At 70.6% G+C, this 14,415-nt stretch carries 12 protein-coding genes; all 12 read right to left on the bottom strand.

Annotated features, from left to right (window positions below):
• Positions 1-48: 48 nt before the first annotated feature.
• The 12 genes from AC099J_RS06095 to AC099J_RS06040 all read right to left on the bottom strand — a co-directional run bounded on the left by AC099J_RS06095 (position 49) and on the right by AC099J_RS06040 (position 14,407).
• The gene (locus AC099J_RS06095) at positions 49-2,640 is read right to left on the bottom strand and encodes a hypothetical protein (protein ID WP_479614324.1); all 2,592 of its coding nucleotides are present in this window, start codon (positions 2,638-2,640) and stop codon (positions 49-51) included.
• Between the two features lie 38 nt (positions 2,641-2,678).
• On the bottom strand, positions 2,679-3,515 hold the full coding sequence (locus AC099J_RS06090) for a hypothetical protein (protein WP_479614323.1): 837 nt from the start codon (positions 3,513-3,515) through the stop codon (positions 2,679-2,681).
• Positions 3,512-7,354, bottom strand: a complete 3,843-nt coding sequence (locus AC099J_RS06085; protein ID WP_479614322.1) for a hypothetical protein — start codon at positions 7,352-7,354, stop codon at positions 3,512-3,514. Before AC099J_RS06085 ends, AC099J_RS06090 begins: the two co-directional genes overlap by 4 nt.
• Positions 7,351-7,758, bottom strand: coding sequence for a GPW/gp25 family protein (locus AC099J_RS06080; RefSeq protein ID WP_479614321.1), 408 nt, complete (start codon positions 7,756-7,758; stop codon positions 7,351-7,353). Before AC099J_RS06080 ends, AC099J_RS06085 begins: the two co-directional genes overlap by 4 nt.
• A gap of 4 nt (positions 7,759-7,762) precedes the next feature.
• On the bottom strand, positions 7,763-8,062 hold the full coding sequence (locus AC099J_RS06075) for a PAAR domain-containing protein (protein WP_479614320.1): 300 nt from the start codon (positions 8,060-8,062) through the stop codon (positions 7,763-7,765).
• A gap of 193 nt (positions 8,063-8,255) precedes the next feature.
• Positions 8,256-10,049, bottom strand: coding sequence for a type VI secretion system tip protein VgrG (gene vgrG, locus AC099J_RS06070; protein WP_479614319.1), 1,794 nt, complete (start codon positions 10,047-10,049; stop codon positions 8,256-8,258).
• A 10-nt stretch (positions 10,050-10,059) separates the two neighbouring features.
• Positions 10,060-10,746, bottom strand: coding sequence for a CIS tube protein (locus AC099J_RS06065; protein WP_479614318.1), 687 nt, complete (start codon positions 10,744-10,746; stop codon positions 10,060-10,062).
• A gap of 15 nt (positions 10,747-10,761) precedes the next feature.
• Complete coding sequence (locus AC099J_RS06060; protein WP_479614317.1) at positions 10,762-10,932, bottom strand: DUF5908 family protein; 171 nt, start codon at positions 10,930-10,932, stop codon at positions 10,762-10,764.
• A 9-nt stretch (positions 10,933-10,941) separates the two neighbouring features.
• On the bottom strand, positions 10,942-11,454 hold the full coding sequence (locus AC099J_RS06055) for a phage tail protein (protein WP_479614316.1): 513 nt from the start codon (positions 11,452-11,454) through the stop codon (positions 10,942-10,944).
• Complete coding sequence (locus AC099J_RS06050) at positions 11,454-11,912, bottom strand: phage tail protein (RefSeq protein WP_479614315.1); 459 nt, start codon at positions 11,910-11,912, stop codon at positions 11,454-11,456. The genes AC099J_RS06055 and AC099J_RS06050 overlap by 1 nt, the downstream gene beginning before the upstream one ends.
• 41 nt (positions 11,913-11,953) lie before the next feature.
• A complete protein-coding gene (locus AC099J_RS06045) occupies positions 11,954-13,573 on the bottom strand; it encodes a phage tail sheath family protein (protein WP_479614314.1) in 1,620 nt (539 codons plus the stop codon).
• A 12-nt stretch (positions 13,574-13,585) separates the two neighbouring features.
• Entirely contained in the window at positions 13,586-14,407 is an 822-nt protein-coding gene (locus AC099J_RS06040; protein ID WP_479614313.1) for a hypothetical protein, read from the bottom strand.
• Positions 14,408-14,415 lie beyond the last annotated feature (8 nt).

Below are 14,415 nucleotides of genomic sequence, written 5' to 3'. Positions count from 1 at the left end.
GAGACGGGACGGCTGCACGCAGTGCGTGGGCCCAACGGGGTGGTTGGTCTACGCATGGCCTTGCAGCCAGGGTTCGTCGCCCTCGCCGTCGTCATCGCCGGGCTGGCGCAGGTGCGCGATCACGCGGACGGCTGCAGCGTCGGCCTCGGCCGCCAGATGCTTGTCCAGCGGCGCCGTGGCCAGCGCGCGGCGCGCGGCCAGCCAGGGCTCCCAGTCCTGCTCGAACGCGCGCATGGCCGCGAAGTCCAGCCACAGGCAGCGCAGCGACAGGTGCGACGGGCAGTTGATGCGCAGCGTCTCCTGCGCCAGGGTCTGGAAGGCGGGCTGCGCGGTCCGCAGCGTCCAGGCCGGCAGCAGCACGGTCACGCGCAGCGTGAAGAAGCGGCTGGCCAGCCCCAGCGGCGCATGGGCCCGGCCGTCGCCCAGCGCGCGCAGCAGCACATGCTCGACCACGTGCAGGCCCTCGCTCTCGGCGGTCAGCCACAGCAGGTACTGCCGCATCTGCGCGGCGGCGCGGCGCGCCAGGTCGGCGTGGAGGTACATCCCCAGGTGCCAGAAGCGGCCTGCGTCGTCGGGGCCGAGCACCAGGCGCTGCGGCGCATCGGCCCGGTCTGCCTGCGGGATCAGGCGGTAGCGCTCGCGCCACAGGCCGGCGCAGAAGACGGCCTGCGGCAACGGCAACTGCAGCAGCCGCATGGGGGGCGGGCCCGCGTGGTCCTCCACCGGTTCCGGCCGGCCCGCGGCCTGGCTGCCCTGCACTTGCCGGGCCAGCACGCGCAGCGGCTCGTGGCGCTCGTCGGGCTCGGCCACCAGGGTGAGCTTGTGCTGCAGCAGCGCCTGCGTCAGCGCGCGCGGCGTGCGGATGCGAAAGCCCAGCAGCAGCGCCACGCGGCGCTGCAGGCCGCTGCAGTTGGCCGGCTGGTGCGGGCCGACGATGCCGGCTGCCGGGCCGATGGGCGCCGGCCGGTCGCGCAGCGGCTGGCCGGGGTCGAAGCCGCTGGCGCGATCGCGGCCCAGCTCGATGATCAAGTGCAGGTAGTTGGCCTTGTTCTCCAGCAGCAGCAGCTCCAGCTCCTGCGGGTCGTGGTGGCCGCCGAACTGGCGCATCGAGTTCTGCGTGTAGGTCTCGCCGTGCAGCGCCAACAGGTGGTCGAGCGCGCGGCTCTTGCGCGGCGCACCGGCGTCGAAGGCGGGGTAGACGGCCTGCTCGATGTGGGCCAGCAGGTGGTCGAGCGCATGGCTCTTGCGCGGTGCGCCAGCGTCCAAAGACGGCTCGATCTGGGCCGGGTTGCCCAGCCACATGCGTTCGGCACCGGGCAGCGCATCCGGGCCGATCATCTGCGACCAGAGCGTGCGCCGCGCACCACCGTCCACCGAGAACAGCGCGCGCAGCTGATGCAGTTGGGCCAGGCCCTGCGCGATGACCTGCTCCATCATCAGCAGGTAGGTCTGTAGCTGCTGCGCGTGCGCCCGGTCCTGCGGCGGCGCGGAGGCCGGCACGCCGTGGCGGCCCACGCCGTAGATGGCCGGCAGCAGGTGCTGCACCGAGTGGTAGTCGTCCAGCGCGGTGTGCTCGCCACGCGGCAGGGCTGCGGCAGCGCGCAGGGCCTGGTCGGTCTGCTGGCGTGCGCGGCTGGCGCGCTCGGCCGCGCGCAGGTCGTCCAGGCGGCGGCACAGGTCGTTGGGCACCACTGGCACTACGTTGCCGCGGCGGGTGACGGTGAGCGTGCCGGGCTGCTCCTCACCCGGCAGCACCAACCGCAGCGCCCAGCCGGGGCCGCGCCAGGCCACCGATCCGCTGCTGGCCGGCGCGTCGGCCAGGGGCTGGCCGGCGTCGTCGACCGGGCACAGCGCGGTCAGCCGCGCCTGCTCGACGCCCGGCACCTGCTGCACCAGCTTGGACAGGTCCGACAGGTACAGCCGCTGCGGGCCGTCCTGCGTCTGCGGCAACGGGTCGACAAAGCCGTACTGCTGCACCGGGCCGGTGTAGATCTGCTCCATCGTCTCGCCACCGCGCAGCCGTTCGTCCAGGCTGCGGCAGCTGGCGCGGCGTGCGACGAACTGGTCGCAGCACTGGTAGACCTCTGCCAGCACGTCGGCCGCATCACGCGGGCCGCCGATGTCGATCTGGCCGTGCAGCGCGCACAGCCGGTCGGCGGTGTGCACCACCAGCGGGTCCAGGTCTTCGCCCAGGTTGCGCTGCGCCAGGAAGGCAGCCCGCGCGGCCACGATGCGCGCGCCCTCGCTCTCGAGCGCGCCTTGCGACAGCTTGAGCACCAGTTGCACCACGCCGCCGGGGCCGGGCAGCACGGTGGCGTCGTCCAGCCCCGGCACGGCGTCGAGCAGCACGCGGCGGTAGTCGGCCGCCGTGGTGGCGCGGCAGGGCAGCACGAGCGCTGGCGGATGCAGCGACAGGGCGTCGAAGTCAAGCAGGCCGTCGGCATCGGTCAGGTGGTCGGCCACCGGGAAGCCGGCCCGGTAGCCCACGTCGGTCAGCGCAAAGCACAACTGCTCGAGCAGCGTGATGCCGGGGTCGTGCAGGTTGTGGTCGGTCCAGGTATGGCCGGCGAGGTCCTGCAGCAGGTGCAAGCCCTGCGCGCGCAGGGCCTCGAAGCTGGTCGGGCCAGCATCTCGCGTCACGCGCGGAATCGGCGACGCAAGGTAGGGCGGATTTTGGCTCATCTACTCCCCTTTCGGCGCAGCGGCGGCACCGGCGCGCTGGCGCTGCTGCGGCCGTCCATCGCCGGGTCGAACCACAGCCGCGTGAGCGTGGCCTGGATGCGCACGCCGGCGCCGTAGTCGCACTTGGTGCGCGCCTGCAGCCGGTAGCTGGCGTGCAGGCCGCTGCTGCCCTCCCAGCGCAGTTCCAGCCGGTCGCAGCGCTTGCCGTACCAGGCCTCGCTGGCGCGGATGCGCTTCTTACGCGAGAAAAAATCCAGCCAGCTGGACGCCGGGTTGAACGCGTTCAGCGCCACCGCGTGCAGCAACGCGTAACGTCCACCGCCCGGCACGCCGGTACCGGCCATCACCTCGAAGGCCTGGCAACCGGTCAGCTCGCCGGTGAGGTCGTGCCATTCGCCATCGGCGAGCGCCGGCGCCAGGCCGGGCCAGCTGCAACTGCCCACGCGGCCCTGCGAGGCCACGTTGCCGGCCACGTCCAGCGTCTCGCGCGGCGTGGCCGTGCCGATGCCCACGCGCTCGCGCGCGTCCAGCGCCAGCACCGGCGGCTGGTCGCGCGAAGCGGTGATGCCCGCATGGTGGAACTGCAGCTGGTCGCGCTCGCCGCCATAGCCCACCGACCACAGGGGCTCGCGTGCGTTCTGCGCCCGGTAGAAGCTGACCAAGGCGTCGTAGCCGGCCGGCGTGGTGACTTCCAGCCCGTTCTCGGCCGACTTGTGGAAGCCCTCGTCGCTCATGTTGAGCATCGAGTCGATCATGTCGCCGAAGTGGTCGCGCGTGGGCAGCCGGCCTTCGTCGAAGAACTGGCGCAGCGTTTGGCGGCTGCGGATGGTCATGCGTCCACTCCGTCCGCACCCGCGATGACGAACGTGCTGCCAATGGCCAGCCGCGCGATGCCGGTGGGCAGGGGCGTGGTGTGCGGGGTGTCGGGCACGGGCTCGGCCTCGACGATGTGGGTGGCCAGCGGCAGCGCCAGGCTCCAGGGCACGTGCGCCATGGCATGGCCGCGCGGCGCGGCGCCGCCGGGGCGGCTTTCGGCACCGGCGCCATCGCGTGCGGTGTCGCCCAGCGTGTAGATGCCGTCGTCCGTGCAGCCCACGTGCAGCAGCGACAGCCGGGTCACATACGCCACGCCCTCCAGCTCGCGCAGGCGAGCCTCCAGGTCTTCGCTGCGCACCACCCAGTCGAAGTCAGGCGGATAGCCTTCGTCGAACCAGGGCGACAGCAACCGCACGGTGGTGGCGTTCAGCCGCTGCAGCACCTCGCCCTCGTGCGCGCCGGGCGCCAGGCCCACGCTGCAGCGCAGCTGGATGCGGTCGTACACCGGGTTGCGGACCACCACCTGCGCGAACGGCGAGGCGCGCGCCTGCAGGTACTTCTGCATGCTCTGCAGTTCGTTGGCGTTGAAGCGCGGCGCCTCCAGCGCGTGGGCCGGGTCGTTGCGCGGCACCTGCGGCACCACCACCACCAGCACCTGGCCGGCCGGCGGACGCGGCTGGCCGGCGGCCACGATCTCGTCGCCCGACAGGCAGCGCGCCTTGAACACCTCGGGGAAGGCAGCCAGCAGCAGCCGCTCGGCATCCCAGGCGGTGCTGGCGCGCTGCTTGTGGCGCAGCCTTTCGCCAGCGCGCGTGTACAGGCCCTGCGGGTCTTCCGGCGCGCGCAGGCCGAACGAGGGGCCGACCTGCCGCACCCCGGCCAGCCCCGGCACCGACGCGCTGGGCTTGGTGATGCTGGCGTGCGGCACGACGGCCAGCGCCGCCGCACCGGGGACCAGCACGCGGCGCGCGCGCAGCGCATGGGCCTGCACGCCCAGCAGCGCGGCAAACCCCTCGAAGCCCTCGTCGGCCGAGGCGCGCAGCCAGTACAGGCCGGCCGGCATCACGTCGTTGTCGCAGCCCATGTCCTCGCCCGGCAGATCCAGCGTGACGATGCCCGAGCTGAGAAAGCCCTCGGTGCTGTCGCTCAGCACCCGCGTGGGCGACAGCGGGTGCCAGTGGTCGTCGGCCAGGGTGGCCCAGCGCACGCGGCCGCGCCTGGCCTGCGATGAGCGCGCATCGGCGGCCGATTCGCTGAGCTGGAACAGCAGCGTCAGCGTGCCGCCGGGCTCGCTGGCCGACAGGCCGATGTACAGGTTGCCGTCGTCCTCCACCTGCGGCATCAGCCCATGGGACTTGCCGGCAGCGTCCGAGTGCAGCCGTTCGATGCCGAACGGGTGCAGGTGCAGCAGCCGCTCGTCGTCCTGCGCACCGGGCGCCTCGTCGCGCCGGCTGGGGTGGTGTTCGGCGTCGAGCCGGATCACGCCTGCGGCCTCGTAGCTCAGCGCCAGCGTCTCGATCAGCGGCGTGTAGGGCGGACAGGGCAACGGCTGCTGGCGCCGGGCGCTGCGCGTGCGCGCGTTCGCGCCCACGGTCTCGGCCAGCACCATCGGGTAGGCGGCATGGCCGAACGCGCCGCGCGGGCTGTTCAACTGCAGCCGGTACAGGCCGTTGCGCGGCCAGGGCACGCCCCACTCGGCCGGATCGCTGGCACGGCTGTGCTTGCGCACCGAGTCGGGGTCGAACGCGATCTCCATGCGCGGCAGCAGGCAGCCGCCCCGGTCCGGCGGTGCGAACAGTGGCTGACGCGCCGAGTCACCGGCGCAGGGCTGCCAGGCCCCGTCGCGCAGGATGGCCAGGGCCACCGTGTAGTCGCCGCTGCGCTGCGCGTCCGGGTAGCCCCGGCAATAACGGTCGAAGCCGCCCGCATCGGCCGGCAGCGCGCCCCACTCGACCTGTAGCGACAAGCGCTGCAGCTGCTTGCCCGAGATCTCCTGCGCGCCCACCACCAGGTAGGACGACAGCGTGGGCAGCGGGCCGAACGGGTTGAAGGCCTTGGTCGGGTCGAGCCGGCCCAGGTTGTTGTGCAGCACGATGTCGCGCACGCCGCGCGCCGTGACGCGCACGCGCGCCTCGGCCAGCGGCAGATCGGCCAGCAGCGAGTAGCCGTACACCCGCCCCTGCGTGGCCAGCTCGATGCGCAGCAGCGGCAACCGCGTGCCCCAGCCCTCGCCATGCAGCAGCGGGTCGCAGCCGACGATGGGCGGCGCCTCGGGCCGCAGCCGCAGGCTGATGGACAGGCCGCCCTCGGCCGCGCGGCCCACCTGCGCATCAATGACCTCCAGCCAGCCGTTGGCCGCGCTGAGCCGCAGCCGCAGCAGGCCCTGGAACAGCCGGTCGAACACCAGCGCGCGCACCGGCGGCCGGTTGCCGGCCAACAGGCTCAGCGGGTCGCCGCCGCTGGTGGCGTGCGGCAGCCGGCCGCCCAGCACCCGGGCTGCCGTGCTGCGCAGGCGCTGCAGCTGCGCATCGCTCAACTCGCTGTGGCCGACCAGCAGCCAGTGGCCGAACAAGCGGCTCAGCGCCTCCTGCAGCGGGCCGGCTTCGTTGGTGGCGGCCACTGCGTCGACCAGGGCGGCCAGCTCGGCCGCATCGGCACTGGCCGCCAACGGGGCGCGGGCCGGCAGATCGATGTGGATGCTGCGCTCACCCTCGCGCAGCAGCAGCAGCGGCGAGGCGATGGCCAGGCCCAGCCGCGCGTCCTCGGCGCCGAAGCCGCGCCCGCCGCCGAACAGCGGCACCGGCAGCTCGCCCAGGGGCGGCAGCCGCGTGGCCTTGGCGCGCGTGGCGTAGCCGAACGAGCGCTCCGGCGAGATCATCGCGTCGCGCTCCAGCCGCAGCGTGCACAGCGCGGCCACGGCCGCATCGGTCACCACCAGCGGCGCGGCGCTGTGGAACACCATCGGCAGGCCGTCAGGCCCTTTGCCCGCCTCGAACACCGTGCCCTGCGGCACGCTCAAGAGGCCGCCGGCCCGGGCGTCGCGCGCGCAGGCCAGGTGCACGTCGTCGGGCTGGGCGCCGGCCACGGCCAGGCCCAGGCAGTCGCGGTAGTAGAAGTCCACATGGCGCGCGGTGAACTGGTTCAGCTCCTGCTGCACCGTCTCCCACAGCTTGAGGAAGGCGATCAGCAGCGCCTCGGCCGGCGCGTGCGTGCCGGCCTTGAGCGTGCTGGGCAGCAGCTCGCGCGCCAGATCCTGTAGCGCCTCGATGGCGCTCAGAAAGGCGAAGTAGCGCTCGCGCAGCAGCTCGCGCTTGCTGCGCCCCACCAGGTCGGCGCCCAGCAGGGGCCGGCCCTGGTCCCAGATCTCGGCCAGCCTGCCGGCGCGGTGGTCGATGCGCCGGTCGTCGCACTGGCTGGGGCCGAACTGCGCATAGACCCAGCGCAGGTCTTCGCCCAGCTGCTGCTCGACCAGTTGGCGGATGCGTGCGCGAAACGCCAGCGCCACCGGGTCGCCCTGGCGGTCCAGCGACTTGAACCACAGGTCGATCCACTGCGCCAGCTGCACCACCTGGCGTGCCAGGTGCTCGACCGGGCCGGCGTCGGCATCGCGCAGGAAGTCATGCTGCAGCGCGCGCAGGTCGATGGCGGCGATGCGGGCCAGCACCAGCGCCACGTCGCTGGCGAACAGGCGGCGCCAGTCGCCACCGTCCGGGTGGTCCAGCGCAACGAAGCGCAGATGGCGGGCCAGCGCGGCCGTCATCGCCACGCGCTGCTCGAAGCGCAACTCGTCCGGCGCGAACCAGCCCGGCGCCAGGCGCGGCGGAAAGCGCTCGTGCTGCGCCGTGCCCGTGGTCATGGCGGCCCCCCGTTCAGGTAGAGCGGGAACACCATGTTGCCCTGCGCGTTGGTGCTGCGCAGCGTGTAGAACAGGCACAGCTTGAGCTCGCCGTCGAACAGCGCGCTGGTGTCGAAATCGATGCGCTCCAGCAGGATGCGCTGTTCGAAGAACAGCACGGCCTTTTCGACCAGGCTGCGGATTTCGGTCAGCAGGCTTTCGGTGACCTGCTCGAACACCATGCGGCGCAGCCCGCAGCCGTAGGTGGGGTGCATCACGCGCTCGCCCGGCACGGTGGACAGCAGGATGCGCAGGCTCTCGCGCACGTCCTGCTCGTCCGACACCATCACCGCCTGCAGCGTGCGCCCGTCGAAGGCCGGCGGAAAGGCCCAGCCGGTGCCGAGGAAGTTGCGTTCGGCCGGCATCACGTCACCCCCCCACGATGACGGTGAAGCAGCCCAGCGCGATGCTGCCGCCGTGGGCCGTGGTGTCGCCCACGCGGGCCGCAGGCCGGCTGCCGATCATCACCGTGGCCGAGCCCTTGACGATCACGTCCGGCGGGCCGACGCAGGTGCAGTTGTCACCCACCACGGAGGCCACCAGCTTGCCGATCAGCACCGTGGGCACGCCGGGGCCGATGACCGGCCCGCCCACGTGCGGCACCGGCGGAAGGCCGGGCGTGACCATCGGGCAGGCGTGCAGGTCGGTGATGCGGGCGGCGGGTGGCATGACAGACTCGATTCAAGACCGGTGAGGACAACGACCTTCGGGCCACACAGCATGGATCGATCCGAAGGCCGCGGAGCAGGCCATGCCAGGGCACCCGCGGAACTGGCTCTGCCAGGCCGCTGGGTGCGCCCCCCTCGCGCAGCGGAGGGGGGTTGGCGGAGCGCGCAGCGCGGAGACTGGGGGGAGTTTCATTTCAGTTAATAAGCACCATGGCGCCCTTGACGGTGGTCGTCCCAGCGGCGGACAGCTCGGCGCTGGCGTTGCCCTTGCCGGTGAACCCCATCTGCGCACTGCAGGCAATGTTCAGCCCGTCCACCGTCACGTCGGCCTGCGCCTTCAGCGCGATCGACATGCCGGCCGTCACCGTGACCTTGCCCTGGGCCTTGAGCACGATGTCCTTCGGGCTGTCCAGGGTGATGCCGCCGGGGGCCAGCTCGACCTTGTTGCCGTTCTGGTCCTGCAGCAAGATGGACTTGTCCTTGTCGCTCAGCACGATCTTGTTGCCGGCCGGCGTGAGGATGGTGATGATCTTGTCGGCCTCGTTGAACTCGATCTTGTGCTTGCAGCGCGTGACGATGGCCTTGATGTCGTTGGTGGCCTCCAGCGCATACGGCGTGGCCTGCTTGCTGCTGTACAGGCTCCCCAGCACGACCGGGTGCGATGGGTCGTCGGCAAAATAGCCCAGCACCACTTCGTCGCCCACCTCGGGCAGAAAGAAGCTGCCAAACCCGTTGCTGGCGTGCAGCTGCAGCAGCCGCGCCCACACGCCCTCGTCGCTGGCCTGCAGCACCGGCACCTTGACCTGCACGCGGGCCTCGCCGGCCGGGTCTGCGTCCAGCTTCATGACGATGCCCACCTGCAGGCCGTGCACGCCCGGTAGCAGGCCGGCGCCGGGCGGCGCGACCACGTCGCTGCGCTCGACGAACCAGTCCGGCGCCAGGCCGAACTCGGCCTCGGTGGTCCAGTTGCCGTCGGCGATCTCATGCACCAGGCCGGTCACGAACACCGTGCCCGAAAAGCGCGTGCCCACGCCCTCCAGCGTGATCAGCCCGCCCACCTTGGCCAGCGCCGAACCCTGAAAGCGCATGCGCCCGCGCAGCCGCGCCAGCGCCGCCTTGAGCTGCAGCGCCTTGGCCCACTGCGTCAGCGCCTGGGCCGGCTGCGGGGCGCCACTCTGCAGCCGGTAGGTGGCCAGCCCCACCACCTTGGCCAACGTGGCCGAGTCCAGGTCGCCCTGCTTCGGCAGGCTGGCCGGCTGGCTGGCGCTGCCCTCCAGCGCGGCCTGGTTCTTCATGTCCCAGGAGTAGGCCTGGGCGCTGGCGTACTGGCCGCGCGCGTCCAGGTCGGCCTGGAACTCGATCAGGTCCTGGCCGTAACGAACCGTGAGGTCGGGCGCGCCGTCGGCCTTGGGCGCCTTCACCGCCAGCTTGCCGTCGGTGGCCACCACCAGGAAGCCGTTGGCCTCGGCCCGCGACAGCATGAAATCCCAGTCGCTGCAGTAGTGCTGCACGAGCTCGCCGTAGCTGAGGTCGGTGCTGTCGGCGTCCATGGCCAGGCCGTGGGCCTGGGCCAGCGCGGAGATCACGTCGCTGTCGGTCTTGTCGATGTGGTTGGCGTTGCGCCGGCCCACCGTCATCAGCACCGATTTGTCGCGGCACTCGACGATCAGCCGCGCATCGTTCTCGCCCCGGATCTGCACGCCGTGGCGCACCACGATGCCTTCGAACACCAGGGTCTCGTCGTCGCCGTAGCCGGCCTGGATGGAGAGCGCCACGCCGGGCTTGAAGGTGGCCGAGTCGCTGAGCGGAAAGCTGTCCTCCGGCATGTCGCCATCCACCAGTTCGATGCGGGCCGAGGGCACGGTGTTGACGGCACGGCGCACGCTGACCGACACCACCTGCGCCGACGCCGGCAACGCCACGCCGTCGGCGCTGATCGTCAGGCGGACCACGCCTTCGGTGTTGTCGATGGGGGACGGTGCGGGCATGGCCAGTGTCCTAGCCCTTGGGCGGCAGCAGGATGCGCTGGCCGGGCCGCAGCTTGAGCATGTTGGGCAGCTTGTTGTAGCGCGCCACCGTCAGCATGTAGTTCGGGTCGCCGTACTGCTCCTGACACAGCTCGCCCAGCGTCTGCCCATCGCGCAGGAAGGCCACGCTGGGGGCCGTGTCGGGCTCGCGGTTGGAGACCAGCTCGGCCTCCTTCTTGCTCGCCGCGCCCACGAAGGACAGATCGACCTTGGCGCGCAGCGGCTCGCCGCTGGGCTTGAACAGCGTGTACTGCGTGGCCATCGATTCGAGCCGGCTGAAGAAGATCAGCGTGCCCCACAGCAGCCGCACATAGGGTGGCTCCTTGGTCATCGGCAGGTACTGGTAGACGACGGCGTTGAGCTTCTGGATCAGCGACTTGACGTCCTCGCGCTGGCCGTTGGCCGGCGGCGGCACGATGCCGGTGCCGTCCAGCACCAGCGAGAACGAGACCCGCTCGTCGCCCACGCTGGCGTAGCGCGGCGTGTTGGCGGTCTGACCCTGCGACTTCTTCTCGTCGTAGCGCACGCCGCAGTGGTGCTTGAAGTCGGCCGGGTTGATCTGCACGTCGAAGGTGGCCGCCGTGTCCAGCTTGATCGTGCCGCCGCGCAGCACGCTGTAGCGCATCATCTGCAGATGGGTGAGCTGGCCGGCGTCCATGTCGGTGCCGCTCTTTCAACGCTCGCGCTGGTCGCGCAACTGGGCCGTGATCAGGTGCCGGCATTCCGCCATCAGTTGCTCGCGCAGCCGCAACAGGTCGGCCGAGGACAGCACCGGGCGCGCCGGCGCCACCGGCGCGACGTTGACCTGCGAGCGGATCAGCAGCTGGCGCACTTCGATGCCCATGGCCGACTTTCAGAAAATGCGGTTGGAGCGTGCGTAAGCCAGCTCGATCTTTTCCATCGCCACCTCGTTGCGGACGGACTGGAAGCCATCGATCTCCCACTTGACGGGCCAGGCGTTCTCGACCGACCAGCCGCGCAGCGGATCGCCGTTGCCGTCGAGCAGGAACACATGGACCAGCTTGGGGTAGATGGGCTTGACGAAGCCGCCGTCCAGCACCGCCTGGCACCACTGCACCAGCCGTGAATCGCTGACCGCGATGCCGCGCTTGAGCGCCAGCCGCGGGTGCTTGATGGCCTTGGGCAGCACATGGGCGAAGCCGTTCAACCCGCCCTCGTTCACCGTCTCGGTCTCCACCTCCGGGCCGATGCCGCTGACCTCGCGGAACGCGCCATCGGCATCCTTGGGGCTCGATCCGAACGTCACCGCGAAATGGAACGCGGTCGGCGGGTAGAACTCCGGCGGCTTGGTGGCCCGCAGCCCGGCCTTGCCGGCCTGCAGCGCCTGCGCGGTGATGCCCGGCATCAGGCGTTGGCGATGGTCAGCCCCTCGTGCGCGATCACGATGGTCTCCACCGCCACCTCGTTGCCTTGCGCCTTCAGGTCCGTGCCGGTGATCTTGGTCGGCCAGGCGTTGGCCAGCGTCCAGACCATGGTGGGCTTGCCGGCCTCGTCGAGCAGGCTGATGGTCACCGGCTTTCGCTTGAGGGTGTTCATCTTGATCTCGTTGAACCAGTCCCATAGCTTGTTGTCGGATTTGAAGACGCCCTTTTTCATGGTCACGTCGCTGTACTTTTTCATGCCCGGCATCTTGAGGACCGAGAACGCCGGGCTGTCGCCGTGGCGGTACTCGATGGGCTGGGCCTCCACGTCAAGGCCTGAGACCTCCTGGAAGGACATGACGGCCGAGTCCCACTTGACTTCGAACCGAAACTTGGGCATCGGCCATACCGTGGTCGATTGCGCGGAACCATCGTCTGCCATGAGCGGCCTCCGGGGTGTTGAAGGGTTTCAGGGGAATCGAATCAGGACTTCTGCATCTGCTGCTGGAAGGTGATCTCGATGAACTCGGCCGGGCGGCTGATGGCCACCAGCACCGTGACGCGCAGGATGCCTTCGAGGATGTCCTCCGGCGTCATGGTCTCGCCCAGCCCGACATGCACGCTGAAGGCGTCGTCCGGCACCGCGCCGGCCAGCCCACCGCGCTTCCAGATGCCGGTCAGGAAGTTGGAAATCATGCTTTTGATGGTGACCCAGGTGTTGGCCACGTTGGGCTCGAACACCATGGCCTTGGAGGCCAGGCGGCACGACTCCTCCAGCATGATCATGGTGCGGCGCACGTTGATGTAGCGCCAGTCCAGGCTGTTGCCGTCCAGCGTGCGCGCGCCCCAGACCAGCACGCCCTCGCCAATGAACGAGCGGATGGCGTTGATCGACTTGCCCTGGGTGGTGACGTTCAGGTCTTCCTGGTCGTCGTGCGAGATGTTCACGGCCGGCGACACCACGCCGTTCATGCTGACGTTGGCCGGCGCCTTCCACACGCCGCGCGTGTTGTCCACCATGGTGTAGATGCCGGCCATGGCGGCGGCCGGCGGCAGCAGGTTGAGCCGGTTCTTGACCTCGCCGAGGATGGTGGTGAACAGGCTGCTGGACGCGGCCAGGCTCTTGTTCAAGAGCGCCTTGTGGGTCTCCACCGCCATCTTCAGCGCCGCCGGCTCGAGCAGCTTTTTCTTCTGGTCTTCGGTCTTGTCCGAGGCGTTGATCTCGGCGGTGAGCTTGTCGGTCCACTGCGCATCGGTCTTCAGGATGTCCTGCACGGCCTGCCATTGCTGGGCGGTGCGCACCGGGGTCTTGTCGGTCACGGCATCGGGCAGGGCCAGGTCGGCCATCAGCAGCTGCACCAGCAGGTCGCCATTGGCGATGTGGGTGTAGTTCAGGTCCTTGTCCTGCACGATGGTGGTGTTGACCCAGGGGTAGTAGGCCGCCGCGAAGTCCAGGAAGTTGATGCCCAGCGCACCGCGAAAGCCCTCGATCGGGTCGCCCGCCGGGTCTTTGCGGTCGCGGTCGCCGCCCCACACGTCGAGCACCGCGATGCGGCTCCTCATCTTGCCGCCGCAGTGCTGCAGCATGGCCTGCTGCACAGAGATGCAGTTGGCAGCGCTGAGCAGCACGGCATCGGGGATGACCACCATGGTCGGCTCCTGCTCCTTGACCAGGGGCTCGATGCCTTCCATGAGCTTGTCGGCCTCGACGCTGCCCCTGTAGTCGCCGACCGAGACGATGTAGCAGGGCCCGCCGCCGTTCTGGAAGAAGTGCAGCATGCTGAAGTACAGCAGGAAGCGCCCGCCCGCCGCACCATCGGCCTGGCCGAGCAGGTAGTCCTTCTCGCCGTCGTTGAAGGCGGCCTCGACGTTGGGATCGGTCTTCAGGCTGATGCTGAAGCGCGGCTCCGGCCCGAAGCCGAAGTACTGGTGGAACTCGGCCATGGAGCTGATGCGCCAGGGCCTGGCCAGCAGCGACTTGCCGCTGTTGTCGGCACGCGCGGTGTAGCCGATGAAGGCCGGTACCGCCGTGGCGACTTCGACCACCGAGTTCGGGAATGCGTTCTTCTCGACGATGTAGACGCCGGGAGTCTTCATAGCCATTGCGGCCTCCTGTTAACGATGTACATGGATCTCGGAGACCAGCCGGCTCGCGCCACCGATCTGCTCTCGGGCCAGGAATTGCGCCGCCGCCACCGGCAGGCACTGCACCAGCACCTTGTCGCCGCTGCGCTGGCGGCTGCGCAACTGGAACCGCTGCGCACTGCGCTGCGCCAGCGCGATGGGCGCGCGCGAGCGGATCGCCACGAGCGCGCGGCCGTTGTCCAGCCGGTCGGGCTCGGGCGCGTCGAACTGGGCCTCTTGCGCCAGGTCGACCACCTGCAGCTGCGGCTCGGGCCAGTCGCCGTGCAGGCAGTACTTCCACACGGTGGCGCGAGCAGCCAGCTGCAGCCGAAAGGCCACGGGCGGCGCTGGCAGTGTGGCCAGCGGCACGCGCAGCAGCGCCAGCGGTGGCATGCGGCGTTGGCTGGCCTGCAGTGCCTGCGCGACCAGCGGCCAGGTCAGCGGGCGCACATCGGCCGCCGCCACATGGGTGCCGGCGTGCAGGCGCCAACCGGCACTGGATTCGGAGACGGCATCGGCGGCGTCGAAGACCAACAGCTCGCCCGGGCGCTGCGCGGGGTCGTCGGTGGCGGTGGCGAAGTCGTCATCCACCACATGGATCTGCCAGACCAGCACGGCGGCCGGGTCGGTGGCCAAGGTCTGCGCCGTGCCGTAGAGCGCCAGCGCGCTCTCGCCCTCGCGCGCCACCGCGTCGCTGGCGCGCAGCCACGCGGCGGTCTCTGGCGTCGGCACCCAACGCAAACCACGGCAGCGCCCGTCGGCATAGAAGCCGTGCCCGACGTCGATGCGCAGCAGGGGCTGGTAGCGTGCCATGGCCGTCT

Source organism: Rhodoferax sp. RT4P68, assembly GCF_056521305.1.
Note: the sequence above shows the minus strand (reverse complement) of the source record. Positions and strands in the feature narration are given on the sequence as shown.

What these genes read in the sequence shown, in the direction of transcription:
- AC099J_RS06045 (WP_479614314.1), bottom strand. Translation starts at nt 13,573, where the DNA reads ATGGCTATGAAGACTCCCGGCGTCTACATCGTCGAGAAGAACGCATTC.
- AC099J_RS06040 (WP_479614313.1), bottom strand. Translation starts at nt 14,407, where the DNA reads ATGGCACGCTACCAGCCCCTGCTGCGCATCGACGTCGGGCACGGCTTC.
- AC099J_RS06060 (WP_479614317.1), bottom strand. Translation starts at nt 10,932, where the DNA reads ATGGGCATCGAAGTGCGCCAGCTGCTGATCCGCTCGCAGGTCAACGTC.
- vgrG (WP_479614319.1), bottom strand. Translation starts at nt 10,049, where the DNA reads ATGCCCGCACCGTCCCCCATCGACAACACCGAAGGCGTGGTCCGCCTG.
- AC099J_RS06075 (WP_479614320.1), bottom strand. Translation starts at nt 8,062, where the DNA reads ATGCCACCCGCCGCCCGCATCACCGACCTGCACGCCTGCCCGATGGTC.
- AC099J_RS06065 (WP_479614318.1), bottom strand. Translation starts at nt 10,746, where the DNA reads ATGGACGCCGGCCAGCTCACCCATCTGCAGATGATGCGCTACAGCGTG.
- AC099J_RS06050 (WP_479614315.1), bottom strand. Translation starts at nt 11,912, where the DNA reads ATGGCAGACGATGGTTCCGCGCAATCGACCACGGTATGGCCGATGCCC.
- AC099J_RS06055 (WP_479614316.1), bottom strand. Translation starts at nt 11,454, where the DNA reads ATGCCGGGCATCACCGCGCAGGCGCTGCAGGCCGGCAAGGCCGGGCTG.
- AC099J_RS06080 (WP_479614321.1), bottom strand. Translation starts at nt 7,758, where the DNA reads ATGCCGGCCGAACGCAACTTCCTCGGCACCGGCTGGGCCTTTCCGCCG.
- AC099J_RS06090 (WP_479614323.1), bottom strand. Translation starts at nt 3,515, where the DNA reads ATGACCATCCGCAGCCGCCAAACGCTGCGCCAGTTCTTCGACGAAGGC.
- AC099J_RS06085 (WP_479614322.1), bottom strand. Translation starts at nt 7,354, where the DNA reads ATGACCACGGGCACGGCGCAGCACGAGCGCTTTCCGCCGCGCCTGGCG.